Here is a 23645-nt window from a genome sequence, read left to right on the forward strand (position 1 = left end):
AAATCCTCGCCAAGTTTGGCGGAAAATGCAACCTTTTCGACTGCAGAAGGGCTCTGACCCCGCTAGGTTTGGTCCCCAAAATACGGAGGAATCGCCTTGAACATCCCGAGCATCGATTTCGATCTGGGCGAAGACATCAGCCTGCTGCGCGACACGCTGCGCGCCTTCGTGGAGGCGGAGATCGCCCCGCGCGCCGCAGAGATCGAGAAGGCCAATTTGTTCCCGGCCGACCTGTGGAAGCGCTTTGGCGACCTCGGTCTGCTCGGCATGACCGCGCCGGAGCAATATGGTGGCTCCAGCATGGGCTATCTCGCCCACATCGTCGCGATGGAAGAGATTTCGCGCGGCTCGGCTGCCGTGGGCCTGTCCTACGGCGCCCATTCCAACCTCTGCGTCAACCAGATCCGCCGCAACGGCAACGACGCGCAGCGCCAGCGCTATCTGCCGAAGCTGATCTCCGGCGAATATATCGGCGCGCTCGCGATGTCCGAGCCCGGCGCCGGCTCCGACGTGGTCTCGATGAAGCTGCGCGCCGACAAGCGCGGCGACCGCTATGTGCTCAACGGCTCGAAGATGTGGATCACCAATGGCGGCGACGCCGACGTGCTGGTGGTCTACGCCAAGACCGATCCGGAGGCCGGCCCGCGCGGCATGACGGCCTTCCTCGTCGAGAAGGGATTTAAAGGCTTCACCCACGGCCAGCATCTCGACAAGCTCGGCATGCGCGGCTCCAACACCTATCCGCTGTTCTTCGACGATTGCGAGGTGCCGGAGGAGAACGTGATGGGCAAGGTGGGCGAGGGCGTCAAGGTGCTGATGTCCGGCCTCGACTATGAGCGCGCGGTGCTGTCGGGCGGCCCGCTCGGCATCATGGCGGCGTGCATGGACGCGGTCGTGCCCTACATGCACGAGCGCAAGCAGTTCGGGCAGCCGATCGGCGATTTCCAGTTGATGCAGGGCAAGCTCGCCGACATGTATGCGACCTGGCAGGCCACGCGCGCCTATGTCTATGCGGTGGGACGCGCCTGCGACCGCGCCGATCACGCGCGCAGCTTACGCAAGGATGCCGCGGCCGCGATCCTCTATTCCGCCGAGAAGGCGACCTGGATGGCCGGCGAGGCGATCCAGGCGCTGGGCGGGGTCGGCTACACCAGTGAATTCCCCGTCGGGCGTCTGTGGCGCGACGCAAAACTCTACGAGATCGGCGCGGGGACGTCCGAAGTCCGCCGCATGCTGATCGGCCGTGAGCTGATGGCCGAGACGGCTTAAGACCTCTACACAATCGGAATCACCATGCCGCTCCATTCCAGCATCGATCCGTCTTCGTCAGATTTCGCGCGCAATGCCGAGGCCATGCGCGCCCTCGTCGCCGACTTGCGCGAGAAGCTGAGCCAGGTTGCCGGCGGCGGCGGCGAGGTCTCGCGCAACCGCCACACCGCGCGCGGCAAGATGCTGGCGCGCCAGCGCGTCGATTTGCTGGTCGATCCCGGCACCTCGTTCCTGGAGCTGTCGCCGCTGGCGGCCTACGGGCTCTATGGCGGCGACGTGCATTCGGCGAGCGTCGTGACGGGGGTCGGGCGCATCTCGGGCCGCGAATGCGTCATCGTCGCCAACGACGCCACCATCAAGGGCGGCACATATTATCCCATGACCGTGAAGAAGCATCTGCGCGCGCAGGACATCGCGCGGCAGAACAATCTTCCCTGCGTCTACATGGTCGATTCCGGCGGCGCCTTCCTGCCGCTGCAGGACGAGATCTTTCCGGACGAGCGGCATTTCGGCCGCATCTTCTACAACCAGGCGCAGATGTCCTCGCAGGGCATCCCGCAGATCGCGATCGTGATGGGCTCCTGCACCGCCGGCGGCGCCTATGTGCCGGCGATGTCCGACGAGAGCATCATCGTGCGTAATCAAGGCACCATCTTCCTCGGCGGTCCGCCACTGGTGAAGGCCGCGACCGGTGAAGTGGTCAGCGCGGAAGAGCTTGGCGGCGCCGACGTGCATTCGCGCCAGTCGGGCGTGACCGATCACTACGCCCAGAACGACGCCCATGCGATCGGCATCGCCCGCCGCATCGTCGGCACGCTGAAACCGTCGGTGCGTCCGAACCTCAACATGCACAAGCCGCGCGATCCGCTGTTCGCGGCGGAGGAGATTTACGGCGTAGTGCCGGTCGACGGCCGCAAGCCGTTCGACGTGCGCGACATCATCGCACGTGTCGTGGACGGCTCGGAGTTCGACGAATTCAAGAAGCTCTACGGCACGACGCTGGTCTGCGGCTTCGCCCATATCTGGGGCTATCCGATCGGCATCATCGCCAACAACGGCATCCTCTTCAGTGAAAGCTCGCTGAAGGGGGCGCATTTCATCGAGCTGTGCTGCCAGCGCGGCATTCCGCTGGTGTTTTTGCAGAACATCACCGGCTTCATGGTCGGCAAGAAATACGAGGCCGGCGGCATCGCGCGCGACGGCGCCAAGCTGGTGACGGCGGTTGCGACCGCCTCGGTGCCGAAATTCACCGTCGTGATCGGCGGCTCCTACGGCGCCGGCAATTACGGCATGTGCGGCCGCGCCTACTCACCGCGCTTCCTGTGGATGTGGCCGAATGCGCGCATCTCGGTGATGGGCGGCGAGCAGGCCTCGATGGTGCTGAGCCAGGTCCGCCGCGACAATATCGAGGCCAAGGGCGACAGCTGGTCCAGGGAAGAGGAAGATAAATTCCGCGAGCCCATCCGCGCGCAATATGAGAGCCAGGGGCACCCCTATTACGCGACGGCGCGCCTTTGGGACGACGGCGTGATCGACCCCGCCGACACCCGCCTCGTGCTCGGCCTGGGCCTTTCGGCTTCGTCGAATGCGACGATCGAGCCGACGAAATTCGGCCTGTTCAGGATGTGATGCGATGGACCGTACAAAGCTTTACCGGCGATTTCGCACGCTCCTGATCGCCAATCGCGGCGAGATCGCCTGCCGCGTCATCCGCACCGCGCGCGCCATGGGCCTGCGCACCGTCGCGGTCTATTCCGAAGCGGACCGCGACGCAATGCATGTCGCGCTCGCCGATGAAGCCGTGCTGCTCGGGCCCGCGCGTGCCCGCGACAGCTATCTCAACGTCGAGCGGCTGATCGAGGCGGCGCGCAAGACCGGCGCCGAGGCCGTGCACCCCGGCTACGGCTTCCTGTCGGAAAATGCCGAATTCGCGCGGGCTTGCTTCGATGCGGACCTTGTCTTCGTCGGCCCGACCGCGGGGATGATGAATGCGATGGGCTCGAAATCGGGCTCCAAGGAGCTGATGGAAAAGGCCGGCGTGCCGCTGGTGCCGGGCTATCACGGCGAGGCCCAGGACGAGGCGACGCTTGCAAAGGCCGCGGACAAGATCGGCTTCCCCATTCTGGTGAAGGCGTCCGCCGGCGGCGGCGGTCGCGGTATGCGCATCGTGCGTTCGGCTGGCGAGCTTGCGCCTGCGATCGTCAGCGCCAAGCGCGAGGCCAAGGCCGCGTTCGGTGACGATCGCATGCTGATCGAAAAGTATGTCGACAATCCCCGGCATATCGAAGTGCAGGTGATCGGCGACAGCCACGGCAATCTGTTGTCGCTGTTCGAGCGCGAATGCACCTTGCAGCGCCGGCATCAGAAGGTGATCGAGGAGGCGCCGTCGCCGACGCTCAATCCCGCTCAGCGTGAGACGGTCTGTGCCGCCGCGCGGAAAGCGGCGGGTGCGGTGAACTATGTCGGCGCCGGCACGATCGAGTTCGTCTCCGACGGCAAGGACGTGTTCTTCATCGAGATGAACACCCGCCTCCAGGTCGAGCATCCCGTGACCGAGCTGATCACCGGCATCGACCTCGTCGAATGGCAGCTGCGCGTCGCTTTCGGCGAGGCGCTGCCCTTGAAGCAGAACGAGATCCGGCTCAACGGCCACGCGGTCGAGGCGCGCGTCTACGCGGAAAACCCGACCAAGAACTTCATGCCGTCGGTCGGCAGGATCTCGACCTGGCGCCTGCCGGAGGAGGCCGGCGGCTTGCGTATCGATGCCGGCTATCGCGAGGGCGATAGCGTCTCGCCGTATTATGACGCCATGCTCGCCAAAATGATCGCATGGGCGCCGACACGGGATGTCGCGATCGAACGACTGAACCGCGGGTTGGAGGAGACCGACGTTCGCGGCATCGTCACGAACATTCCGTTCCTCTCGGCACTGATGACGCATCCGAAGGTACGGACCAATGCGATCGACACCGGCTTTATCGAGCGCGAGCTGACTGTTCTGACACAGGCCGCCCCGGCGCCGGGCGAGCTCGAGCTGTGCGCCGCGGTGGCCGCTGTCATCAACGACGAGCAGCAGGCTGCACGGGCCCAGGCGAATTCGCCGTGGCAGACGTTCGGCTGGCAGCCGGTCGGCCGTCGTCAGCGCAGCTTTGCCTTCCGCGTTGGTCACGGACCGGAACAGAAGATCATCCTGAACTATGGCAGCGGGCCGTCGACATTGCTGATCGGCGATCGCGAGCTGGCGTTCGCGATTGCGCCACGTGACGGCGGCTTCGATCTGACGCTCGACGGCGTCAAATCGTCGGTCGCGGCCGTGATCGACGGTCACGAGCTGTATTTGCGCACCCGCAACGGTCGCTTCGACCTGCATTGGGTCGATCCGTTCGGTGGCGAGAGCGAGGAGCAGACCGGTGAGGACAAGATCGCGGCACCCTTGCCGGGAACGGTCGTCGCGGTGCTGGCCGAGGAGGGCGCCACGCTCGAGAAGGGCGCGCCGATCCTCACGCTCGAAGTCATGAAGATGGAGCAGACGCTGCGGGCGCCCTATGCCGGCGTGCTGAAGTCCATCAAGTGCAAGGTCGGCGACATCGTGCAGGAAGGCGTCGAGCTCGCGGTGGTCGAGCCGTCCGGAGAGTGATATGAGCGATCAGGTTCGCATCATCGAGATGGGGCCGCGCGACGGGCTCCAGAATGAGAAGGTTCCTGTCAGCGTCGAGGCCCGTATCGCCTTTATCGAGGCGCTGGTCGCGGCTGGCCTCGATACGGTCGAGGTCGGCGCCTTCGTCTCGCCCAAGGCGATCCCGCAGATGGCAAGCTCGGACGCCGTGCTGCGCGGCGTTGCGCATGTGAAGGACGCCGAATTCCACGTGCTGGTGCCGAACGAGAAGGGCTACGACGCCGCGCGTGCCGCCGGCGCGAAAGTCGTGTCCGTGTTCGCGGCGGCCTCCGAGGGTTTTTCGCGCGCCAACATCAACTGCACGGTCGCGGAGTCCATCGAGCGCTTCAAGCCGGTGTTGGCGCGCGCCAAGGCTGACGGCATACCGGTGCGCGGCTATATCTCCTGCGTGCTCGGCTGTCCGTTCGAGGGCGAGATCAAGCCGAAGGCCGTGGCCGATCTCGCGAGCACGTTATGGGATCTCGGCTGCTACGAGATCTCGCTCGGCGACACCATCGGGGTCGGCACGCCAACCAAGGCCAAGGCAATGCTGCGCGCGGTCGCCGCCAACATTCCCCCCGCCAAGCTCGCGATGCATTTCCACGATACTTACGGCCAGGCGCTTGCCAATCTCTATGCCGGGTTGGAGGAAGGCGTGCACGTCATCGATGCCGCGGCCGGCGGGCTCGGCGGCTGTCCCTATGCACCGGGCGCGACCGGAAACGTCGCGACCGAGGATGTCGTCTACATGCTCGAAGGCATGGGCATCAGGACCGGCGTCGACATGGAGAAACTGCTCGCGGCCACCAACGCGATGGGCGGCGTGCTGGGCAAGGCACCGGTGAGCCGCGTGGCGTCGGCGCTGAACGCGAAGAGGAAGCGAGCGGCGACTTCAGCTTCGTAACCCACCGCTGTTTGTCTCTCGGAAGCAGAAGAGGTGGGTTGCGCCCTCCGGACCGCGCTTTGCGCGACCGCAGGTCCAACCCACCCTACGGCACCCGTGACGCCGTCACCTGCTCCCGTCCGGCCCCATCACCAGATCCGGCAGGCCGGTTGAGATCTCCGGTACGAGGCACAGCAGCAGCACTGCGAACATCATCAGCAGCACGAAGGGCAGGGTGCCCCAGATCACCTCGCGAAGCGGAATGTCCGGCGCGACGTTGCGGATGACGAAGATGTTGAGCCCGACCGGCGGGTGGATCAGCCCCATCTCCATCACGATGGTCATGACCACGCCGAACCAGATGATGTCGAAGTTCGCGGCACGCAGCGGCGGCAGGATGATCGGCGCCGTCATCAGGATGATCGAGACCGGCGGCAGGAAGAAGCCGAGCACGACGACCATGACCAGGATCGCGAACAGCAGCTCCCAGCGCGGCAGGTGCATCGCGACAATGGATTCGGCGACCGACTGCGAGATGTGCAGATAGCTCATCACGTAGGAATAGAGCAGCGACATGCCGATGATCATCATCAGCATGGTCGATTCCCGGATGGTCGATCTCATGATGGGTGCGAGATCGCTCGGCCGCCACACGCTGTAGATCGCCGCGATCAGCGCCAGCGCAAGCAGGCCGCCGAGGCCTGCGGTTTCCGACGGCGTGGCGTAGCCGCCATAGAGCGCGATCATGACGCCGGTGAGCAGCAGCACGAAGGGGATCACGCGTGGCAGGACACTGAAACGTTCGGCCAGCGTGTATTCGTCGCGGGCGAGGATCGGAGCCTCCGGACCGCCTTTCTTGTAGATCGCTTCGGCGGCCGCATATTCCCGGCGGAAGCGGATCACGGCGTAGGTGCCGAACAGCGAGACCAGTAGCAGGCCGGGGCCGATGCCGGCGAGAAACAGCCGCCCGAGCGACTTTTCGGCTGCGACCGCGAACAGGATCATGGTGATCGAGGGCGGCAGCAGGATGCCGAGCGTGCCGCCGGCAGCGATGATGCCGGCCGCGAAGCCGCCGGAATAGCCGCGCTTGCGCATCTCGGGGATGCCGGCCGAGCCGATCGCCGAGCAGGTGGCGGGCGAGGAGCCCGCCATCGCCGCGAACAACGCGCAGGCGAACACGTTGGCAACGCCGAGGCCGCCGGGCACGCGGTGCAGCCAGGCATGCAGGGCCGAATAGAGATCCTGGCCGGCGCGCGACTTGCCGATCGCGGCGCCCTTCAGGATGAAGAGCGGGATCGACAAGAGCGTGATCGAGGCCATCTCCTCATAGACGTTCTGCGTCACCGTATCGAGAGAGGCTGAGGGCATGTAGATGCCCATGAACACGACTGCGACCGCGCCGAGCGCGAACGCAATCGGCATCCCCGAAAACATCACGAGCAGCGTCGCAACCCCGTAGGCGAGGCCGATACCGAATACGCTCATGAACGCTTGGCTCCGGTGAAGGGCAGCGCAAGCTGCACGAGGATCTGGATGCAGAGCAGGCTCATCCCGAGCGCCATCAGCGAATATGGAATGGCGAGCGGCGGCGACCACATCGAGTTCGAGACCTGGCCGTCGACATAGGCTTCATGGGCCAGCGTCCAGGACTTCCAGGTGAAGAAGGCGCAGAACAGGAACGTGGCGGCGTCGACCAGCCAGAGCCGGATCTTGTTCGCCAGCGGCGACAATAAGCCGACGAAGGCCTCAATGCCGATATGGCCGCGGTTCTGCTGCACGTACGCAGCCGTCATGAAGGTCGCGCCGACCAGCAGGAACACCGCGGCTTCGTCCTGCCAGTAATTGGCGGCCTTGAACAGCGCACGGCTGAGCACGCTGTAGCTCAGGATCACGCAAGCAGCGACCAGCGCCACCGCTGCGAACACCACGATGACGGTGTTGAGGATGGCAAGACCGCGATCGACCGTTGCCGCAAGGCCTGTCCTTGCGACAGCGTTGGCCGTGTCGTCCCGATCCGGAAGCGGACCGTGGCTCATGCCGCGACGTCGATGGCGAGCTTGAGCAGGTTAGCCGCGGTCGCAGTCTTGGCGCTGTAGTCCTTCCAGGCGGTGTCGCGGGCGATGTCGCGCCACTTGCCGACGGTCGCGGCATCGAGCGCCGAGACCTTGGCGCCCGCCTTCTCGTAGACCTTGGTGACCTCGACGTCGTCATCCTGCGCACCCTTGCGGCCGAAGGCTTCGAGCTCGGTGCCCACCGTGAGCAGGATGTCCTGGTGGTTCTTCGGCAGCTTGTCGAAGATGGCCTTCGACATCATCAGCGGCTCGAGCATGAACCAGTAGGAGGCGCCGGCGCCCGAGGTCAGGGATTTGGCGACCTCTTCCAGCCGGAACGAGATCAGGCTCGTCGAGGAGGTGATGCCGGCATCGCAGGCGCCGGTCTGCATCGCCGCGTAGATTTCGTTCGAGGGTACCGACAGCACCGAGGCGCCGGCGGTCTGCAGCACCATGTCCATCTCGCGCGAGCCGCCGCGCACCTTCATGCCCTTGGCGTCTTCCGGTGCGACGATCGGCTTGGAGCGGCTGGCGACGCCGCCGGCCTGCCACACCCAGGTGAGCAGGATGATGCCCTTGTCGGCGAGGAAGTCGGTCAGCGCCTTGCCGACCGGCTCCTTCTTCCAGCGCAAGCCCTGGTCGTAGGTGGTCACGAGGCCGGGCATCAGGCCGATATTGGTCTCCGGCAGCTCGCCTCCGGCGTAGGGCATCGGATAGAGCGAGATGTCGAGCGCGCCCTTGCGCATCGCCGAGAACTGCGCGTTGGTCTTGATCAGCGAGGAGTTCGGATAGATCTCGGCAGCCATGTCGCCATTGCTGCGCTTGGCAACTTCGGCAGCGAACATGCGGCAGAGCCGGTCTCGGAAGTCGCCCTTGTCGATGGTGCCCCCTGGGAACTGGTGCGAGATCTTCAGCGTGGTCGCGGCCTGCGCGGTGCCGGTGCCAAGACGGAGGATGGCGGGTGCGGCGACGGCTGTCGCTATCAGATGGCGGCGCGTGAGCATGGTGTGATCCCTTTGAACGTTTCTTTGAACGATTCTTGTTTGGCGTGATTGGGCGGGTCATGTGTGACCGGTGCGTAGGCCCATCCTAGCCGGTCTTTCACCCGATATTCTCTCATCTGATAGTTCGAGACCGAATGCCGCGGCAAGTGTCGGCTGTGCTGCGCTGCACACATCCGGTCGCCGCGGCAGGCTCCGGGCTCCTTCGAACGGCGGATCGCAGGCGGCACGCCAAAATTTATCGGCGGCGGCGTAACAACGCAGATCGTTCATCCGTCGAGACTGAATAGCGGCGTCCGTCGCTGACAAACACCACCTCGAAGGGAAGATGATCCATGACCATTCGCACCCGCATCGTGCTCGGCGTCTCGGCTGCCGCTCTCTCGCTTGGCCTCGCGCTGTCGCCGGCCGCTTTTGCCCAGGACAAGATGGGCAAGGATGACGGCATGATGAAAAAGGACACGATGTCCAAGGACGGCATGATGAAGAAAGACACCATGTCCAAGGACGACGGCATGAAGAAGGATCACATGACGAAGGACGGGATGAAGAAAGACGACGGGATGATGAAGAAGAACTGATCTTCGCCCCTTCGCGATCGAGGCGTTTGGCAAACAGCAAACGCGCGCTCGAATGTCTGGGGCGGTCAGCTGGACCGCCCCAAATCATGTCCTGCTTCAATTTGAATTGAACGTGACCTGCGAAGGTCACGCGTCAAATTACTTGCGCTTGGCCTTGCGGGCTGCGTAACGCGCGTCGCGCTTGGCCTTCTGCTCGGCTTCGAGCGCAGCGGCTCTCTCGGCAGCTTCCTGGGCCTCGCGCGCGACCCGCGCAGCTTCGGCGGCCTTGGCCTCTTCCTCCAGACGCTTCTGCTCGGCCTTTTCGGCCTCGCGCGCAGCCTTCGCCTCGGCGCGCTTGGCCGCCAATGCTTCACGCTCGGCACGCTTCGCCGCCACCGCGGGATCATCGGGCCCCGGTTGGGATTTGAATTTGTTCAAAAGATTCTTGCGGGCTTCCTGCGCCGCCTTTTGCCGGTCTGTGAAGCCGGGTTCCCTGAATCCACTCATCGACGAGCCTTGTCTTCCTCGCTTTCGATCCTACATCACTGCCTGTTGGTACGTCGGCTGGGCATAGCAGGCGCCGCGCGACACAGAAGCGTGTACATCGCTGCGCGTCGCGAAGCCACCCATAATCGCAGCCGATCAGGTCAACGAAAATCGCCATCCCCGACGATCTCTCGTAGCCCGGAAAAACTGCCGAATTGTGATGTCCCTCATAAGGGATCACGAGGGCGGCGCCTAGCGTCCGCCCCGATACGGAGCACGGGCATGCCGATCTCAAGATTAACCCTGAAGACGCTCTCGATTGCCCTCGTCCTGGTCGCCGTGGCCGGTGCCATGCTGCTGCTCGCGCGTCCGCAGCCCATCGAGAGCGCCGTTCTGGGTACCGGCTGGGAATGCACCCAGATCGCGTTCGTGCTCACGACCTGCGCACCGCGGATCGAGCAGGCGACCCCGGCGGTCGAAACCTCCCGCAAGGATGCGATTCGGGCGACCCGAGGCTGAACTTGACCCGAGGCGGCTGATCGGCATGTGACGGCACGTCGCAGAGGTGATAAGCTGGCGTGCCCGCACGATCAGGTCGCCATGTCCAAGCCCGAACGGGGCGAGAAGCCGAAATCCAGACCTCCATCTGGCGACAACCGCCGCGGGGCGATCGCCGGCCTGATCATTGCGATGGTGATCCTCGGCATCGGTTGGTGGCTCGCCCGGGACCTCACCGCAGCCAGCAAGATGCAGGATTGCCTGATGTCCGGGCGAAGCAACTGCAACGTGATCGAGCCGGCCCGCTAGAAGCCTCCAGCGTGGCTCTTCGCAGCCCGTTGGGGCCGAAAAATTGCCCTGATCTTAATCATTTGTAACGAGACTTCGCCGACCAAAGCAGGTCAGCTATGTCAGCCGGCATCAAGCCCGGCGCGGTCCGAATCGTCTATCGCGCCAGGCACCACGGCAATTGCGAGAGCAATCGAAAGAGCAGGGGGCAAGCACGCATGAGTGCGTCCAGCCGCATCAAGATCATTTTTCCCTTGGTTTCGGCCATGTCTTTGCTTGCGCTTTCGGCGCAGGCCCAGGACGCCAGGCCGTCGAGGGAGGTCGGCCAGGCTCCGGCCGGCCCTGCCGCCGGCGCGCCGGCTGCGAACAACCCGAACATGCGCAAGAGCCCGCCGCCACCGCAGCAGGCGGCCCGGCCCGCGCCGCAGCCGGATAGTCGGCCTCATTCCGGTCCCGGTCCGCATAACGCGGGCGGCCCGCCGTCCGTGCGTAATTACGCCAGGGGCCCCGCACCGACGCGCGATTGGGACGGACATGCCTATCGCGGCAACCGCGCTTGGGATGGCGGGCGCTGGCGCCACGAGGTTCACAACGGCCGCTCGGGCTGGTGGTGGGACGTTGGCGGCGTCTGGTATTATTATCCGCAGCGAATGGCTGGCCCGCCCGCCTACATCTCGGAAGAGTACTATGACGACGTGCCGGTGGCCTATGCTCCGCCGCCGCCTCCGGTCGCCTATGAGCCGCCACCTCCGCCGCCGCCACCGGCTGATCCCGGCGCGAGCGCGCTTGGCGGCGCCATCGTCGGCGGTGTGCTGGGCGGACTGATCTCAGGCAATGCGACAGGGGCCGCCGCCGGCGCGGTTCTCGGCGGCGCAACCGGCGCTATCACGGGCGCCGCCGCCGCTTCGCAGCCCGGCTATTACTGGGCGGAGGGCAATTGCTACTACCGCTACCCGGATGGTCAGTACGTGGCGGCCGATCCACGGGCGTGTCGTTGAGGCACGGGGGCGTGTTCTGATCTGAGAGGGGCGGGCGAAGGCCCGCCTCTTTCATTTGGGCGCGACCAACCAGTATTTTGAACACTTGTCGACGAGGTGTTCGGCGGCGCACAACAACTTCCTCAAAATAGCACTGGCTCCCGCGGCCGCTTCACGCGATTCTCAAAAGAAAAAAATGGGGCGGAGATCGATTCGCGGGGACGTGGGGCATGCTGGATGCAATCCAGATCAGCTTGGCGCTTTGGGCTATGATCGTTTGCGGCGGAATCAAGCTGGGGCAGATGATGCACTGCCTTTTCTAGCTCACCATCCCGTCGACGAGCCTTGGTCGGGTCAGAGCCTTACCTGGGAAGAAGACCTGCCTGGGAAGAAGGCATGTCGCCGTAGATCAAGCCACGAGCCAGTTGAAGAACGCCATCGCGCCCCATACCAGGCCGGCGATCCAGGCCAGCATCACGATGGCGATGGTCCCGAGATAGGCGATGCCGAGCAGGTCGCCCCTTTGTCGTTGCGTCGGGGCGTTGGCTGAGGCTGCTGCTTCTTGTGTCATGACGGAAAACACCATCGCTGCCTTCGCGCGCTCCTGGAGCGTCGGTCATTGTTAACCGAGATACCGGCCCAAGACTGTGACGCCGTTCACAGATCGTCTGAATGAAGCTCAACCTGATGGCTTCGCAATCAGCGCAAGCAATGCGGCGAGGTCGCCGGGGCGCTCGCCCCGTCCGGCAAACGACGTCACCCCGCAATCATACGGATGAAATTGCCATGCGCTTGTCCAGATGGCGAGCTACGGTCGGCCGCATGTGTACCAAGTACGACCCACAGCGTGAGGCGGAGGCCGCAATGAAGCGCGCCGCGGCGTCGGAAGGCGCCGACCGGCAACGCCTGATTCAGCTCGCTTTGGCCTGGCACGAGCTCGCGCGCGAGCGGCGCGACGAGCGGGCGGACTGAGGACATTCCATGGGGAAATTGGCGGGACAGGCCGAGGTCGATCAGCCGCTCGATCCCGCATGAGAAAGCCCCGTGCTCGGGGGACAAGCACGGGGCCCTTCAAAGCCGATCGGGGCTGGCAAATCGGCACCACTTGATTTCATGGCGTCAACGAGCTGGTCGTGATCTCGTTCCGCGCGGCCTTCACATTTTACCATTCGGCCGTGGTTCGATGCGCCTGGCGTTGCCCGGGGCGGCCCGCTTGGCTCGCGCTCGAACAGGAACATCCGTTCCTTGCGGACGTTGGCCAGTTATGACCGACCCCGAGCTGCGCGCACAGTCTTTTGAGATTGCCTGGACATACCTCGACCGATCCGGCCTGCTCACGGGAGAGCACCGGGAGTCAGCCCGCTTCATCCTAAACAGGATCGACCGCATGATGCTGCGAGGAGAGCGGCGCAGGCTGCTGCTGTCGAATGCCGCGATCGACGCATACCGTTTGCGGCCGGGTACTCGCGAGGCTGAATGCGTGAACAAGTTGGTTGGATGAAACGCGACATTAAGAAATGCGCCGCGCTGATTTTTCCGGTTGCGATTCGTGCTTTGGGAACGAAGCGGAGTCGGATCGTGAACAGACAAAAGGCCCCCGAAGGGGCCAAGTGCCTTAGAGCCAAGTGCCTTAGAAGATACCAGGCGTCTTTAGGCGGCTTCCGTCTTCGGGACTGCGTCGGCATTCACTGAAAGCTTGACGACATCGCCTTCGACGGCACCGACATATTTCGTGTCGATGTAGTGATGATGGTCCTTGTGACCTTCCGGGCTGTCCTTCTTGGTCAGCTTGATCCGGTTGCCCTCGACGCGGTCGACGGTGCCGACATGTGCGCCGTCCTTGCCGATGATTTTCATGTGCTCTCTGATGTCAGCCATGTGATCCTCCTTGGCTTAGGTCTCAACTGCGAACATCGACGTTCGTTGCAGCAGGCGCGCGTTGGACCCGGGAGGCTTTCCGCACGTTGAAAGGCGATCGGATCTATCAAGACGCGCATGGAGACCATTCAGGCCTATCTCGAACGGAAGCATGAGGAACTCGGGCTGTTGAACGACTGCCTGAGACGTCGGCTCGATTTGGCGCGTCCGCGATCGGTCGACGAGGTCGTCAGGTTCAAATTCCAGCTCACGGCGGCGCTGAGGGCGGAGTACGAGCTGCACGAGTGGAAGGCGACGGAGACGGCCTGGTCGCAGACGGCCGATCCCGCGAGCGGGCCTTTCGAATTCAGTTACGATTACCAGCGGGCCGATCTGACGGTGCGCGGTCCTTCATTCTATGAGCTCGACAGCGGCTGCGCGAGCACGGCGATCTACACTGCCTCGGGCATGGCCGCGATCTCCGCCGTGCTGCTCGCCTCCGCGCAAATCGTCGAGGAGGCTGATATCCTGGTGCTTCCGGGCTCGTACGGCGAGACACTGGAGCTGATCCGGGGCTTTATTCCTCATTTGCGGCTCGAGGTTTTGAGCCTGCCGCTGGGCGATGCGCTTGCTCCGGCGGATTCGCCGCGGATTCTTCTGTTAGATTCCTGCTCCGTCGCCGGCGCTTTCGAGGCGGTGCTACGCTGTGACGGCTCCGTCCTTGATCTTCTGATCTGCGACACGACCTGCTTTGCGGGCAGGTCGGGCCGGATCCGGCGCATCCTGAGGTGGGCCCGGCGATACGCAATTCCGCTGGTGCTGGTGCGAAGTCACAACAAGCTCGATTCGCTCGGAGCGGAATATGGCCGGCTCGGCTCGGCGGTTTTCGTGGATGACAATGAGCACGAGCCACGGGCGGAGCATCGTTGGAGGCGTCTTTCGGCCGAAACGCGCAACGCGGTGCGACTTCTCGGCGGCGCGGCGTTGCCGGCGCACTTCCCGCCCTTTGTGGGCAGCGCGGCCTATTGGGGCCTCACGAAGCGGCGTGTTGCAGCGATCTTGCGCAACGGCCGAAACATGGCTTGCCATTTTGCTGCGAAGCTCCCGGAGCTTTCAGCCGAACTCCATTTCGCCCACGGTCTCTACGTCACCCTCCGGGGCAGGCGCCCCCTCGACGAAGCGAGCGCGCGGCAGGCGGCCGAGGACATGAGCAACGAACTCCGTGGAGAAGGCTTCCCGATCCGCCACGCCGGCAGCTTCGGTTTCGACTTCGCCGCGACCGAGTGGTTTCACGACGCGACCACGGACCAGTACAGCGTTCGGGTAGCGGTCCCCGACTTGCCGACGGATTTGTGGGACGATCTCACCGCGGCGGTTGCGCGGTGGTGGCGGGACCATCAGTCGGCAGGCTGATTGCATTTGACGTCGTCATGCCCGGGCTTGTCCCGGGCATCCACGTTCTTTTTGCTGCGGCCACGGCGTGGATGGCCGGGACAGGCCCGGCCATGACGATGCGGAGACTATCGTGCCCAGAAACGGTCCGGCTCATACAGAGGGGCCCTGCATCAGTCGGCGGGCGGTGAAGAATGAATGTTTCGCCGATAGCCCAGGAGGGCGCCTCAATCAGTCGATCGCCAGGCAATGCTCCAGCTGCGGCTTCTCGTGGCCGCGACGCGCCCACTCCTGAACGGCGAAGGCAAGCTGATGCTGCCCCATCGCGGCGCCGACGACGGAGGCCTGAGCCATCTCGATGGGCTTTGTGACCACATTGGTGTTCACCACACCTGCGTCAATTGCCAAATACGACATCGCGACGATTGCCACCGCAGATGCGATCGCCATTCTCGTCCACTCGGATTGCTGCATTCAAAAAAACCTGTCGGGCGTATCTCGCCCGGCGGATAGATAGGGCTGATCCACGCCGCGCAAAGGCCGGCGTATGGTTACCCACGCGTTCGTGAAGAACGGTTGATCGGCAAATGAGACTGGCGATCCCGGCAGGAATGGCAACAACACGAAGAATCAATCGATTAACGGTCGCGGTTAGCCGGCTTATTTTACGCCCGTTCTCGAACGCTAGCCAATCGGCCTTCCTTTCGCGCTGACGCTCGTCTATTAGGCTGCCATGCGTAGAACTGACCCTGCCGCCGCATCAGCCGCCAGGCTGATGCTGCAATTCCGGATCGAGCGAATGGCGAAATGGGTCGGCAGGATCAGCGCTATGCTGGTTCCGCTAGCCACGATCGTCGCGCTCATTTTCTGGCGCCGACCGTGACACTCGGAGTGGTCATCGCCAGCGGGTCTGCGTTTCGACTTTGCGCCCGAGCACCGCACTCACTTTGGCGAAGATTCTGAAGCCTCTTACGTGCAGTCGGGTGTACGGAATCGTGCCTGGCTGCGGCTGAAAGCGCCGGCCATTTTTCTCCTTCCAGCGTTGCAGCTGCCACTGCATGTAGCGCTTGTGGGCGATCCGGTAGTAGTGGCCGAAGGCGGGGTGCATCGTGGCGATGGGAATCGCGTGGACGCGCAGGCACTCCGACAGTGCGATCTGCTCGATGGTGAGCTGCCGCGCGCCATGAAAGAGCACGGCGTCGATCCAGGCGATAGCGTCCTGCACCACGGGAAGATGCCGCTCTGGATCAACCGCGGTGAGCCCGCTGTTGTATTCAACGGCAAGATTTGGATCGTAGCGATAGGGGCCGACGTTCGGCAGATCGGTCGTGAACCCGGCGAGTTGGGGCATAGGATTGCGACCGTGGCGGCGATCGACGGCAACCGCGCCGGAGCTTAGCGCCGGCAACAGCCGCTCGAAGAAGCCCTCGCGGAAGAAGGTGTCAGTGTCGGCCATAACGCAGTAGTTCGAGCTCGTCGTCATCTCCTTCAGGAGGACGCATGGCTTAATGCGGTGATGGTAAAGCCCGCCGCGGGAAAACTCCGAAATCTCGCCCGAGATGTCCACCAGCCGGATCGGCAAATCGGCGTAGCGCGCCGGCTTGTCGGTGTAGACAACGACATCCAAAGGGAACGGTCGACCCCAATAGAGCAAAGTCGAGAGACTATATCGCAGCTCAAGTTGGAGCCGTTCCATGTCGCCGTATTCGACATAGATAAATGTGAGCCCCCGGGCCATCATCGATGCAGTTCCAATAGATCGATGCTGCAACCAGTAGCCGAGTTTTCGAACAGGAACAATCGCAGTCTTTTCCTGGCGGGCGGCCCGTGATCTGGGCTGGCGAATCGGGCTGGACAACAATGAGGCTGGCGATCCCGGCAGGACTCGAACCTGCAACCCGCGGAGTAGAAATCCGCTATCACTCATTGATTCACTTAAGTTTTTTTGATTCATGTTGCGCATTTGTCGCGCCTACGGTACGATGCTCTATTCTGACCGGTCAGGGGGCGCAACATGTCGAGTAACGACGACGAAATCCAAGATCTGTTTTGGACCGCAATAGAGACGTTCCCTGAAGAGAAACGAGCGGCAGCGGCGGACTGGCTGATGAAACGCATCGCCGCTCTAGAAGCGATCGAAGAGCTTGAGAATGAGGAGTTGAGAGACGGCATTCTGCCTGATGAAGGCGAGTGAGCGGCGATGTCGATCAGAAAGCGGACGTGGACAACGGAGAGCGGCGAAGAGCGCTCGGCTTATGTCGTCCAGTATTCAACCGCCGAGAAGGACAAGCGAGGCAAGCGGCGCCGGCACATAAAGACCTTCGATCGCAAAAAGGATGCCGAGGACTTCCAGGCTCAAGTTCGCATCGACGTGAAGAAAGGAGTTCACACTCCTACGAGTCGCAGCATCACTGTTGAGGAAGCCGGCGACCTGTGGATCGACGGTTGCGGCGATCTCGAACGTTCTTCGGTCGATCAATACCGCCAGCATCTGAAGTTCCACATCAATCCCTATCTTGGCGCCTTGAAGCTCCCGGCGCTGACCGTCGCGATTGTCCGAGATTGGCAAGACAAGCTTCGCAATGGCGTGCCGGCGCCCGGTCAGAAGGTCGGGGAGGCGCGGTCGGCGGTGATGGTCAAGAAAGTCACGACTTCGCTTTCTAGTTTGCTCAGCGACGCACTGGAACGCGGGAAGGTGGGGCACAACGTCGTGCGTTCGATGACCGCAAACCGTAGTAGAAAGCGCAAAGTCGAGCGTCGACAGAAGCGCAAGCTGGTTATCGGGCGAGATATTCCTGAACCGCGGGAGGTCGATGCACTGTTGCAGCATACGGACAGCGAGCGTTGGCGCGCATTCTTTCTTACGGCCGTCCGGTGCGGCCTGCGCGCCAGCGAACTACGCGGGCTGCGCTGGCAGGACGTCGATATCAAAAAAAGCGAACTGCATGTTCGCCAGCGCGCTGATCGGTATAACGCCATTGGCAATCCAAAGTCGGCCGATAGCCAACGGGTAGTTCCAATCCCGCCTAAGACGCTTGCCGCGCTCAAAGCATGGAAACTGCAATGTCCGAAGAATGAAGGGCAACTGCACCTAGCTTTTCCGAACGGCTCGGGAAAAGTCGAGACTCACTCGAACATCATCGAACGCGGGCTTATCCCGGCCTGGGAAGCGGCTGGCATCACGGTGCCCGTGCTGGATGGAAGCGGAAAGCCCCAGCGAGACGAGGAGGGGAAGCCGATCTTAAAGGCCAAGTACACGGGCGCCCACAGCCTGCGGCACTACTTCGCCAGTTGGTGCCTCGCTCGACCACCGGTGGGCCTCGGCTTGAACCTTAAAGAGTTATCGGAGCGCATCGGGCACGCGTCCATTCAGATCACAATCGACACATATGCGCATCTGATCCCGCGAGCCGATCACGCCGAGGAATTGGCCGCGGCGGAAGGCAAATTTGGTTAGGATTTTTTAACCGGCGTCATGTTTTAGTATTTTGACGTAGTTTCTAGCGGAAGTAATCAAGCGTTTGCCGGGATGGCAACGACGGACGGGATGTCCTAGCGCTTTGGTGAAACCCGAACGACCGGGATGGTCGAGAGCGAACCAGCACAACATGTGCTCGCGCCTCGGCCTTTTTTATTGTCCGAAGCAGCGAGCCTCAGCGGAGACTCGCGGTCGTGAAGATCGAAAATCCAGAATCCGAATTGATTTGGGGCGCTGCCGCAATCGGCAAAGTGATTGGCCGCAGCGAGAAGGGCGCTTTCCACGCGCTTCAAAGCGGCCGTGTGCCTGGCGCTCGCAATGTCGCCGGCCGCTGGGGCCTGCACGTTCCTACCTTCCTCGCTAGTTTCACCGAAGCGCCGCGCGCAAGCGTCGCCGCCTGAATTCTCCAGCTCGACCGCCGGTGGGCCATCGGCGGAAGTGGCGCGGGGCGGGCGATGCCTTGAACTCTCCCAGCCCCGCAGCCCCACAATTCAAACCTCACAAGGAAACTCCAACAATGTCCACCGTTCGCATTCCACCCGTGCCGCTTTCCCAATCCGATGGTTCTTTCGGTCGCCATGTCGAGACGCCGCGCGCGCGGTCGCGCTCGGTCGTGAACGGCGTGGTGAGCGTCGAACAGCCCGCCATTCCCGCGACCAGCACCGTGAACGGCACGACGTTCGTCGTTCCGCCCGGCGCGAATGACGTGAAGTGAGGTCCGACCATGTCCAAAGTGACGCAGGGCAATTCGGTGTCGGTTCTTATTCCGGATGGTCGACGGATCAAGGTCACGACCGACGGCGAAGCCGTCTTCGAGCATGGCGAGATCAAACGCCGACTCACGTCGGAAGATCAACCTTATTACTTTGCCGGCGGCGACGCGCTTTCGTCTGTCATCCGCGCCATTTCTGGCGTCGTCACGTACACGATTTTTTACACCGATGTCGTCCCGTTCACCGGCAATCGCACATTGAACGCCGATGACAATGGCAAGGTGCTTCGCTGTGATGACGCGTCCAACGTAACGATCACGGTGCCCCGGAATTTGCCGGAATGCTTCACCTGCGGGTTTCTCACGTGGGGTGCCGGCACGGTGACGGTGTCCGCGGGATCCGGCGCGACCAAGCGTTCGACCACGTCCGCACTCAGCACCCAATTTTCCGGAGGTTCGGTGCTTGTCGCTAAAAATGCCGACGACGTTTCTGCCGAATTCATTCTGAGTGGCGGGTTCGCCTAACCAAGCCTACCGCACATATCAACACCAAATCCAAGGAATCAAAACAATGGCCCGTTCGGTCTCCGCTCTGCTTGAAGAACAGTTCACCCGAGTCGCCGCGAAGAACACCGCTGCATCCAAACAGTCGGCGGCGCTCATCAAGCACGCCTTGGCAATTCATGACTCGCTCGGCAGCGTTCGCGGGCCGATCAAGAAGCGCGCCGAATCCGAGCAGCGCAACGATCGGTGGTTCGACGCCGAATTGAAATCTGCCTACAGCGCCAAAGTTCAAGAGTTGGGACATCTTCGTCTTAATGTCGAGAAGCTGGCTTCGGCTTTGAAAGCCAGCAAACCCGCCCTGCCTGCGTTCGACCGCTCCGACGTACTGAGCGCGATGGAAACGATCGCGATCGCTCAACGCGTTGCGAGCACCGATCCCACGAAGCTTCATACCCTGACTCCAGCCGAAAGAATGGCGGCGCTTCGTGTGCCGACGCTGGCCAAGCTCCCCGAATCCATCGTCAACGAGTGGACTAGCAAATTTATCCGTGACGCTGATCCACAGCGGATGGAGACCTACGAAACGGATGCCGATGCAGTTCGAGCGGCCGAAGATGCACTAACCATCGTGAAGCGGTCACTTCAGCACGAGGCGGGATTCATCGACCCCAAAACAGGGGTGCCGACTCCCTTCTGGGACAATTTCGAGCGAGACAGCTTGGCGCCGCTCAACGCAGAGATTGAAAGTCACAGAGTCGAACAAGAGCGCCAGTCGGCTATGGCGTCTGTTGCCGCCGCGCGCGAAGCCCTTCGCCAAGCGGAAGAGAGCGAGCACCAGGCTATTATCAAGCAGCTCAAGTCGCTCTGACGAGTTCGAATATGAGCAACATCGAACTGACGCAAATCGTCCTCGACTTCGAATCTGCGCTGCTGAACGGCGTCCGCAGCGGCGCAGATGAAGTCGGGCTGACCAAGATCCGCGACGAGGCGTTCGATCGGGTGCTTGCTGTCGAAGGTCCATCGCCGCCGCCTCTCGAAACGATATTCGACGTTGCGGGCGAGATGGGACGAAAGCTCAGTATGGCCTTGAAGGCGATCAAGTCATGACCGCAACCGATATTGTGATCAGTCCCAAGCATCAGACGATCCACGTGGTTACTGACGCGGCGAGCTATGACCGCAACGGCGTGTTGGCCGGCTTCGTGCCGAAATTCTATCCGGCGCCTGGATGGCCCGGCGGTATCGCAATTCGCGGGATGTCAGTCGCCACGCCTATTCTCGGCTACGAACTGACCAACGCGTTTGCAACATTTGACGATGTTGTCGAGTGCATCGAAATCGTTCTGCCTTCCATCGTCAACCGCTGGCAGCTTACCAATCATATCGAATTGCTTTTGGTTGGTTTCTCCGAGTCGCGCGGAGGCCCCGAAGCATACGTAATCGAAACGACCGATCAGACGCCGATCGGCGTTCCCGAGGGCACCAAGGGCGAATATCTCCCGGAGCCGTTCGTTCTCCAACGATTGCCGAATGTCATCGTCGGCCCGGTTATCCCTGGCGACATCATTCTCGACGCTTGGTTTGAAGGTCTATCCGAGGACGACGAGCCGGCAGTTCTGCAAAACAAGCTGCGCAAGGTCATCGAGATGCAGCGGCACGCACTCTTTGACGACCGTATTCACTGGATCGGTGGATATGCGCAACACACCACAATCACCCGCGAAGGAATCACGCAATGCCTCTTGCAGCGATGGTCGGAAGATCAAATCGGGCAGCTCATCAATCCGGCTCCTATCGACTGGCCAAAGTGGAACGTCGCCCATGGATTTTCGCCGGGCCGCCGTCTCGGGGCCGGCTAGGTAGCTACGGCGCGATCTCTCAACGCATCGCGCTTCTCGGCAACCTGGCGACCGTCGAGGACCAAGTCAGAGCAAAAGAACTCGAACTCGCCGCGGCGGCGCTGCAAGGCGTCTCTGTTTCCGGCAAGCAGCGCGACGCGATCCTGAACGCAACGCGTGCACAGGCGGAAATGGCCCGCGTTCAGGAGCAGGCCGCAATTGGCGTGTTCAGTTTCCGCGACGCCAGCAAGGCAGCGGCGGATACGCTCCAAAGCTGGGTAGACCGAGGATTGCTCGACCCGAGCAATCTTGAGCAGTTCAAGCGCGCGTCGAACATGGCCGCGAAAGCCGTTGAAGACCTGAACGACCAAGCCAAGGTCGCGGGCTCCGCCCTGCCGCAGTTCCAGCAAGCCATGAACGATGCGACCAGCGCACGGAAGCAACTCGATTCGCTCATAGTTGAGGGAATGAGCGTCAATCGCGGGTTCTTTGTCGAGTTCGGGCAGCAACTCCGCAGCGGCGCATCGGCTTGGGATGCGTTCAAATCGGCCGGTCTGAACGCCCTCGGCAAGATCGCCGACAAACTGATGCAGATGGCGGCCGACAATCTGTTCGCCTCGGCGTTCGGCGGTTCGTCGAGCGGTATCGGCTCGCTGTTCGGGTTGGGTGGCGGGAGTGGCAGCGTTCCCGTTATGTCGGCGGCTGGCGATCTCGGCGCCGGCACGGGCGGCTTGTCGTTCCCCATGTTCGCCAGTGGCGGCTACACCGGCCCGGGTGGCAAATACCAGCCGGCCGGCATCGTCCATAAGGGCGAATATGTGATGGACGCTGTGACCGTGCGACGCGTCGGCGTGGCCAATCTCGACAGCCTGCGCGGTTACGCCGACGGCGGCCTTGTCGGACAGATGGGTCGCGCCGCCAATGGCAACGGCCCGTCCGTAGTCATGCAGGACAACCGGCAAATCAGCATCGGCGAAGGCGCATCCGCTGAGACGGTGACGCAGCTCCGCGAGGAATTGGCCCGCGATCGCGCCGCCCGTTATTCGGACACCGTGCGGATCGTGCAGAGCGCGAAGAAAAGGCGCGAGCTATGACGCCGAGACAGAAGCAACGGAACGTCCATCAAGACCATCTGCCCGCGCCGTCGAAGGTCGCCAGCGATGTGATCGATCCCGATTTCGACGATCTGGACGAAGCCAATACAGAATTTTGCGCTTGGCGCTGGCCTGATCGCAAGTCGGAGGAATGATGGATAGCAACAACAAGGGGAAAGTATAATGCCAATCTTCACGGCCATCGCGGCCGCGGCTCTCGCGACCGTCGGCATCACGAGTACCTTCATCGACAAAGTTGAAATCGTCGAAGTTGACGAACGGTCGGACGACGACGGAGACGACCAATGACTGCAATCGCCGCCCTCAATTCTTCGGACGCAGTCCACATCTACTCTGATGGTGCCTGGCATGATCCAACGTCCGGCAAGCTCCGCGGCATCGGCACTAAGGTTTCGATCTTACCCGAGTACAACGCCGTGTTTGGAGTCACGGGCATGTCGACCGTGCCGGTTCTGCTCTCGGCGCTCCTCATCGAAACCCCGTTCGCCGATTTTCACGCGCTCGTCCAGGCGATGCCGGATTTGCTAAGAATTTGTTGCGCACGGGCGAAGACGATCGGTCTCAGCACGACAGGTCGGTGCGACGTCGTGCTGGCTGGTTGGTCCGATACTGACGGCCCGTCGATCTTCGTGACGGAATGCTATTTCGACCATGGCCTTTTCAAAGGACGTAAAGTCGAACGCTATATCCGGCCTAGCATCGACGAGTCCTCGCAGATGCAGTTTCCCCGCGACGGACTGCAGTTGCTTGAGAAGCAGTATGCCGCAAAGTTTCACCGAACGAACGAAGGCACATTTGGGGGGACCACCGTCGGCGGGCTTGTCGGCGGCTTCGCGCAACACACGCAGGTCGGTGCTGACGGAATCCGGATCAAGGTTCTGAAACGTTGGTCGGATCGGATCGATCGTCAATGAAAGTCGAACTCAGCGAACCTCCGCCCGATCTTCTTTTTGCGCTTCGCGAGCGCCTTTTTGATTTGCTCGCGCAGCCGCAGGATCTCTGCCCATCGAGCCGAGATCTCCGGATCGAAGGGCGTCCGGGTCGGCGTCCTTTTTTGACGGTTGCGTTTCGCCATGTTTGC

Annotated in this window: 30 protein-coding genes and 1 tRNA gene; 21 read left to right on the forward strand and 10 right to left on the reverse strand. The window is 62.5% G+C overall.

Annotation, left to right across the window (positions count from 1 at the left end; all coding sequences use genetic code 11):
• Window positions 1–96: 96 nt before the first annotated feature.
• The 4 genes from XH84_RS30840 to XH84_RS30855 are packed head-to-tail and all read left to right on the forward strand — an operon-like array spanning window position 97 to window position 5828.
• Complete coding sequence (locus XH84_RS30840) at window positions 97–1269, forward strand: isovaleryl-CoA dehydrogenase (RefSeq protein ID WP_164936571.1); 1173 nt, start codon at window positions 97–99, stop codon at window positions 1267–1269.
• A gap of 24 nt (window positions 1270–1293) precedes the next feature.
• Window positions 1294–2898, forward strand: coding sequence for a carboxyl transferase domain-containing protein (locus tag XH84_RS30845; protein WP_128948524.1), 1605 nt, complete (start codon window positions 1294–1296; stop codon window positions 2896–2898).
• 4 nt (window positions 2899–2902) lie between these two features.
• A complete protein-coding gene (locus XH84_RS30850; RefSeq protein ID WP_164936570.1) occupies window positions 2903–4906 on the forward strand; it encodes an acetyl/propionyl/methylcrotonyl-CoA carboxylase subunit alpha in 2004 nt (667 codons plus the stop codon).
• Between the two features lies 1 nt (window position 4907).
• The gene (locus XH84_RS30855; protein ID WP_128921883.1) at window positions 4908–5828 is read left to right on the forward strand and encodes a hydroxymethylglutaryl-CoA lyase; all 921 of its coding nucleotides are present in this window, start codon (window positions 4908–4910) and stop codon (window positions 5826–5828) included.
• 105 nt (window positions 5829–5933) lie between these two features.
• On the opposite strand, the gene XH84_RS30860 is transcribed toward XH84_RS30855, so the two are convergent.
• The 3 genes from XH84_RS30860 to XH84_RS30870 are packed head-to-tail and all read right to left on the reverse strand — an operon-like array spanning window position 5934 to window position 8862.
• Window positions 5934–7292, reverse strand: coding sequence for a TRAP transporter large permease (locus tag XH84_RS30860; RefSeq protein WP_128921882.1), 1359 nt, complete (start codon window positions 7290–7292; stop codon window positions 5934–5936).
• Entirely contained in the window at window positions 7289–7843 is a 555-nt protein-coding gene (locus XH84_RS30865) for a TRAP transporter small permease (protein ID WP_128921881.1), read from the reverse strand. The genes XH84_RS30860 and XH84_RS30865 overlap by 4 nt, the downstream gene beginning before the upstream one ends.
• A complete protein-coding gene (locus XH84_RS30870) occupies window positions 7840–8862 on the reverse strand; it encodes a TRAP transporter substrate-binding protein (RefSeq protein WP_128921880.1) in 1023 nt (340 codons plus the stop codon). The genes XH84_RS30865 and XH84_RS30870 overlap by 4 nt, the downstream gene beginning before the upstream one ends.
• Window positions 8863–9194: 332 nt before the next feature.
• Between XH84_RS30870 and XH84_RS30875 the strand changes: the two genes are divergently transcribed.
• Complete coding sequence (locus XH84_RS30875) at window positions 9195–9440, forward strand: pentapeptide MXKDX repeat protein (protein ID WP_128921879.1); 246 nt, start codon at window positions 9195–9197, stop codon at window positions 9438–9440.
• Window positions 9441–9578: 138 nt separating this feature from the next.
• Here XH84_RS30875 and XH84_RS30880 read toward each other — a convergent pair whose 3' ends face one another.
• Entirely contained in the window at window positions 9579–9926 is a 348-nt protein-coding gene (locus XH84_RS30880; RefSeq protein WP_128921878.1) for a DUF6481 family protein, read from the reverse strand.
• 261 nt (window positions 9927–10187) lie between these two features.
• Between XH84_RS30880 and XH84_RS30885 the strand changes: the two genes are divergently transcribed.
• The 3 genes from XH84_RS30885 (at window position 10188) to XH84_RS30895 (ending at window position 11689) form a co-directional block, all read left to right on the forward strand.
• A complete protein-coding gene (locus XH84_RS30885; protein WP_128921877.1) occupies window positions 10188–10424 on the forward strand; it encodes a hypothetical protein in 237 nt (78 codons plus the stop codon).
• 81 nt (window positions 10425–10505) lie between these two features.
• Window positions 10506–10712 (forward strand): hypothetical protein, encoded by a 207-nt coding sequence (locus tag XH84_RS30890; protein WP_128921876.1) that lies wholly within the window; start codon window positions 10506–10508, stop codon window positions 10710–10712.
• 197 nt (window positions 10713–10909) lie between these two features.
• A complete protein-coding gene (locus tag XH84_RS30895) occupies window positions 10910–11689 on the forward strand; it encodes a hypothetical protein (RefSeq protein ID WP_128921875.1) in 780 nt (259 codons plus the stop codon).
• 388 nt (window positions 11690–12077) lie between these two features.
• Here the strand turns inward: XH84_RS30895 and XH84_RS40130 are convergent, their stop codons facing one another.
• Window positions 12078–12239, reverse strand: a complete 162-nt coding sequence (locus XH84_RS40130) for a hypothetical protein (protein WP_164936569.1) — start codon at window positions 12237–12239, stop codon at window positions 12078–12080.
• 693 nt (window positions 12240–12932) lie between these two features.
• Here XH84_RS40130 and XH84_RS30905 point away from each other — a divergent pair.
• A complete protein-coding gene (locus XH84_RS30905) occupies window positions 12933–13169 on the forward strand; it encodes a hypothetical protein (RefSeq protein WP_128921873.1) in 237 nt (78 codons plus the stop codon).
• A gap of 149 nt (window positions 13170–13318) precedes the next feature.
• On the opposite strand, the gene XH84_RS30910 is transcribed toward XH84_RS30905, so the two are convergent.
• Window positions 13319–13546 (reverse strand): DUF2171 domain-containing protein, encoded by a 228-nt coding sequence (locus XH84_RS30910; RefSeq protein WP_128921872.1) that lies wholly within the window; start codon window positions 13544–13546, stop codon window positions 13319–13321.
• Between the two features lie 117 nt (window positions 13547–13663).
• On the opposite strand from XH84_RS30910, the gene XH84_RS30915 reads away from it, so the two are divergent.
• Window positions 13664–14938 (forward strand): PLP-dependent aminotransferase family protein, encoded by a 1275-nt coding sequence (locus XH84_RS30915; RefSeq protein WP_128921871.1) that lies wholly within the window; start codon window positions 13664–13666, stop codon window positions 14936–14938.
• 210 nt (window positions 14939–15148) lie between these two features.
• On the opposite strand, the gene XH84_RS30920 is transcribed toward XH84_RS30915, so the two are convergent.
• The 3 genes from XH84_RS30920 to XH84_RS30930 all read right to left on the reverse strand — a co-directional run bounded on the left by XH84_RS30920 (window position 15149) and on the right by XH84_RS30930 (window position 16852).
• Window positions 15149–15367, reverse strand: coding sequence for a hypothetical protein (locus XH84_RS30920; protein ID WP_245471901.1), 219 nt, complete (start codon window positions 15365–15367; stop codon window positions 15149–15151).
• Window positions 15368–15812: 445 nt separating this feature from the next.
• The gene (locus XH84_RS30925) at window positions 15813–16775 is read right to left on the reverse strand and encodes a hypothetical protein (RefSeq protein ID WP_128921869.1); all 963 of its coding nucleotides are present in this window, start codon (window positions 16773–16775) and stop codon (window positions 15813–15815) included.
• Window positions 16776–16784: 9 nt separating this feature from the next.
• Window positions 16785–16852, reverse strand: a tRNA-Arg gene (locus tag XH84_RS30930).
• Window positions 16853–16931: 79 nt separating this feature from the next.
• Between XH84_RS30930 and XH84_RS30935 the strand changes: the two genes are divergently transcribed.
• The 11 genes from XH84_RS30935 (at window position 16932) to XH84_RS30980 (ending at window position 23478) form a co-directional block, all read left to right on the forward strand.
• A complete protein-coding gene (locus XH84_RS30935) occupies window positions 16932–17111 on the forward strand; it encodes a hypothetical protein (protein ID WP_128921868.1) in 180 nt (59 codons plus the stop codon).
• A gap of 6 nt (window positions 17112–17117) precedes the next feature.
• The gene (locus XH84_RS30940) at window positions 17118–18374 is read left to right on the forward strand and encodes a tyrosine-type recombinase/integrase (RefSeq protein ID WP_128921867.1); all 1257 of its coding nucleotides are present in this window, start codon (window positions 17118–17120) and stop codon (window positions 18372–18374) included.
• A 215-nt stretch (window positions 18375–18589) separates the two neighbouring features.
• Window positions 18590–18796, forward strand: coding sequence for a hypothetical protein (locus XH84_RS30945; RefSeq protein WP_206734176.1), 207 nt, complete (start codon window positions 18590–18592; stop codon window positions 18794–18796).
• Window positions 18797–18912: 116 nt separating this feature from the next.
• Complete coding sequence (locus XH84_RS30950; protein WP_128921866.1) at window positions 18913–19110, forward strand: hypothetical protein; 198 nt, start codon at window positions 18913–18915, stop codon at window positions 19108–19110.
• 9 nt (window positions 19111–19119) lie between these two features.
• Window positions 19120–19632, forward strand: coding sequence for a hypothetical protein (locus tag XH84_RS30955; protein ID WP_128921865.1), 513 nt, complete (start codon window positions 19120–19122; stop codon window positions 19630–19632).
• A gap of 46 nt (window positions 19633–19678) precedes the next feature.
• The gene (locus tag XH84_RS30960; RefSeq protein ID WP_128921864.1) at window positions 19679–20479 is read left to right on the forward strand and encodes a hypothetical protein; all 801 of its coding nucleotides are present in this window, start codon (window positions 19679–19681) and stop codon (window positions 20477–20479) included.
• A gap of 11 nt (window positions 20480–20490) precedes the next feature.
• The gene (locus XH84_RS30965; protein ID WP_128921863.1) at window positions 20491–20718 is read left to right on the forward strand and encodes a hypothetical protein; all 228 of its coding nucleotides are present in this window, start codon (window positions 20491–20493) and stop codon (window positions 20716–20718) included.
• On the forward strand, window positions 20715–21470 hold the full coding sequence (locus XH84_RS30970) for a hypothetical protein (protein WP_128921862.1): 756 nt from the start codon (window positions 20715–20717) through the stop codon (window positions 21468–21470). Before XH84_RS30965 ends, XH84_RS30970 begins: the two co-directional genes overlap by 4 nt.
• Window positions 21419–22543: a phage tail tape measure protein gene (locus XH84_RS30975; RefSeq protein WP_128921861.1), complete on the forward strand. Its 1125-nt coding sequence runs from the start codon at window positions 21419–21421 to the stop codon at window positions 22541–22543. The genes XH84_RS30970 and XH84_RS30975 overlap by 52 nt, the downstream gene beginning before the upstream one ends.
• Before the next feature lie 183 nt (window positions 22544–22726).
• Entirely contained in the window at window positions 22727–22852 is a 126-nt protein-coding gene (locus XH84_RS41495) for a hypothetical protein (protein WP_283811980.1), read from the forward strand.
• Complete coding sequence (locus tag XH84_RS30980) at window positions 22849–23478, forward strand: hypothetical protein (protein WP_128921860.1); 630 nt, start codon at window positions 22849–22851, stop codon at window positions 23476–23478. The genes XH84_RS41495 and XH84_RS30980 overlap by 4 nt, the downstream gene beginning before the upstream one ends.
• Here the strand turns inward: XH84_RS30980 and XH84_RS40135 are convergent.
• Complete coding sequence (locus tag XH84_RS40135; protein ID WP_164936568.1) at window positions 23472–23639, reverse strand: hypothetical protein; 168 nt, start codon at window positions 23637–23639, stop codon at window positions 23472–23474. The two genes, XH84_RS30980 and XH84_RS40135, sit on opposite strands and share 7 nt — an antisense overlap.
• Between the last annotated feature and the right edge of the window lie 6 nt (window positions 23640–23645).

This window comes from Bradyrhizobium nanningense, from assembly GCF_004114535.1.
Lineage (GTDB): Bacteria > Pseudomonadota > Alphaproteobacteria > Rhizobiales > Xanthobacteraceae > Bradyrhizobium > Bradyrhizobium nanningense.

Bases quoted from the DNA above. Each gene is read 5' to 3' on its own strand.
- XH84_RS30860 (WP_128921882.1), bottom strand. From the start codon at position 7,292: ATGAGCGTATTCGGTATCGGCCTCGCCTACGGGGTTGCGACGCTGCTC.
- XH84_RS30935 (WP_128921868.1), top strand. From the start codon at position 16,932: ATGTCGAGTAACGACGACGAAATCCAAGATCTGTTTTGGACCGCAATA.
- XH84_RS30940 (WP_128921867.1), top strand. From the start codon at position 17,118: ATGTCGATCAGAAAGCGGACGTGGACAACGGAGAGCGGCGAAGAGCGC.
- XH84_RS30875 (WP_128921879.1), top strand. From the start codon at position 9,195: ATGACCATTCGCACCCGCATCGTGCTCGGCGTCTCGGCTGCCGCTCTC.
- XH84_RS30880 (WP_128921878.1), bottom strand. From the start codon at position 9,926: ATGAGTGGATTCAGGGAACCCGGCTTCACAGACCGGCAAAAGGCGGCG.
- XH84_RS30890 (WP_128921876.1), top strand. From the start codon at position 10,506: ATGTCCAAGCCCGAACGGGGCGAGAAGCCGAAATCCAGACCTCCATCT.
- XH84_RS30905 (WP_128921873.1), top strand. From the start codon at position 12,933: ATGACCGACCCCGAGCTGCGCGCACAGTCTTTTGAGATTGCCTGGACA.
- XH84_RS30915 (WP_128921871.1), top strand. From the start codon at position 13,664: ATGGAGACCATTCAGGCCTATCTCGAACGGAAGCATGAGGAACTCGGG.
- XH84_RS30865 (WP_128921881.1), bottom strand. From the start codon at position 7,843: ATGAGCCACGGTCCGCTTCCGGATCGGGACGACACGGCCAACGCTGTC.
- XH84_RS30845 (WP_128948524.1), top strand. From the start codon at position 1,294: ATGCCGCTCCATTCCAGCATCGATCCGTCTTCGTCAGATTTCGCGCGC.
- XH84_RS30950 (WP_128921866.1), top strand. From the start codon at position 18,913: ATGTCCACCGTTCGCATTCCACCCGTGCCGCTTTCCCAATCCGATGGT.
- XH84_RS30895 (WP_128921875.1), top strand. From the start codon at position 10,910: ATGAGTGCGTCCAGCCGCATCAAGATCATTTTTCCCTTGGTTTCGGCC.
- XH84_RS40130 (WP_164936569.1), bottom strand. From the start codon at position 12,239: ATGACACAAGAAGCAGCAGCCTCAGCCAACGCCCCGACGCAACGACAA.
- XH84_RS30955 (WP_128921865.1), top strand. From the start codon at position 19,120: ATGTCCAAAGTGACGCAGGGCAATTCGGTGTCGGTTCTTATTCCGGAT.
- XH84_RS40135 (WP_164936568.1), bottom strand. From the start codon at position 23,639: ATGGCGAAACGCAACCGTCAAAAAAGGACGCCGACCCGGACGCCCTTC.
- XH84_RS30855 (WP_128921883.1), top strand. From the start codon at position 4,908: ATGAGCGATCAGGTTCGCATCATCGAGATGGGGCCGCGCGACGGGCTC.
- XH84_RS30850 (WP_164936570.1), top strand. From the start codon at position 2,903: ATGGACCGTACAAAGCTTTACCGGCGATTTCGCACGCTCCTGATCGCC.
- XH84_RS30870 (WP_128921880.1), bottom strand. From the start codon at position 8,862: ATGCTCACGCGCCGCCATCTGATAGCGACAGCCGTCGCCGCACCCGCC.
- XH84_RS30970 (WP_128921862.1), top strand. From the start codon at position 20,715: ATGACCGCAACCGATATTGTGATCAGTCCCAAGCATCAGACGATCCAC.
- XH84_RS30885 (WP_128921877.1), top strand. From the start codon at position 10,188: ATGCCGATCTCAAGATTAACCCTGAAGACGCTCTCGATTGCCCTCGTC.
- XH84_RS41495 (WP_283811980.1), top strand. From the start codon at position 22,727: ATGCCAATCTTCACGGCCATCGCGGCCGCGGCTCTCGCGACCGTCGGC.
- XH84_RS30965 (WP_128921863.1), top strand. From the start codon at position 20,491: ATGAGCAACATCGAACTGACGCAAATCGTCCTCGACTTCGAATCTGCG.
- XH84_RS30920 (WP_245471901.1), bottom strand. From the start codon at position 15,367: ATGGCGATCGCATCTGCGGTGGCAATCGTCGCGATGTCGTATTTGGCA.
- XH84_RS30910 (WP_128921872.1), bottom strand. From the start codon at position 13,546: ATGGCTGACATCAGAGAGCACATGAAAATCATCGGCAAGGACGGCGCA.
- XH84_RS30980 (WP_128921860.1), top strand. From the start codon at position 22,849: ATGACTGCAATCGCCGCCCTCAATTCTTCGGACGCAGTCCACATCTAC.
- XH84_RS30960 (WP_128921864.1), top strand. From the start codon at position 19,679: ATGGCCCGTTCGGTCTCCGCTCTGCTTGAAGAACAGTTCACCCGAGTC.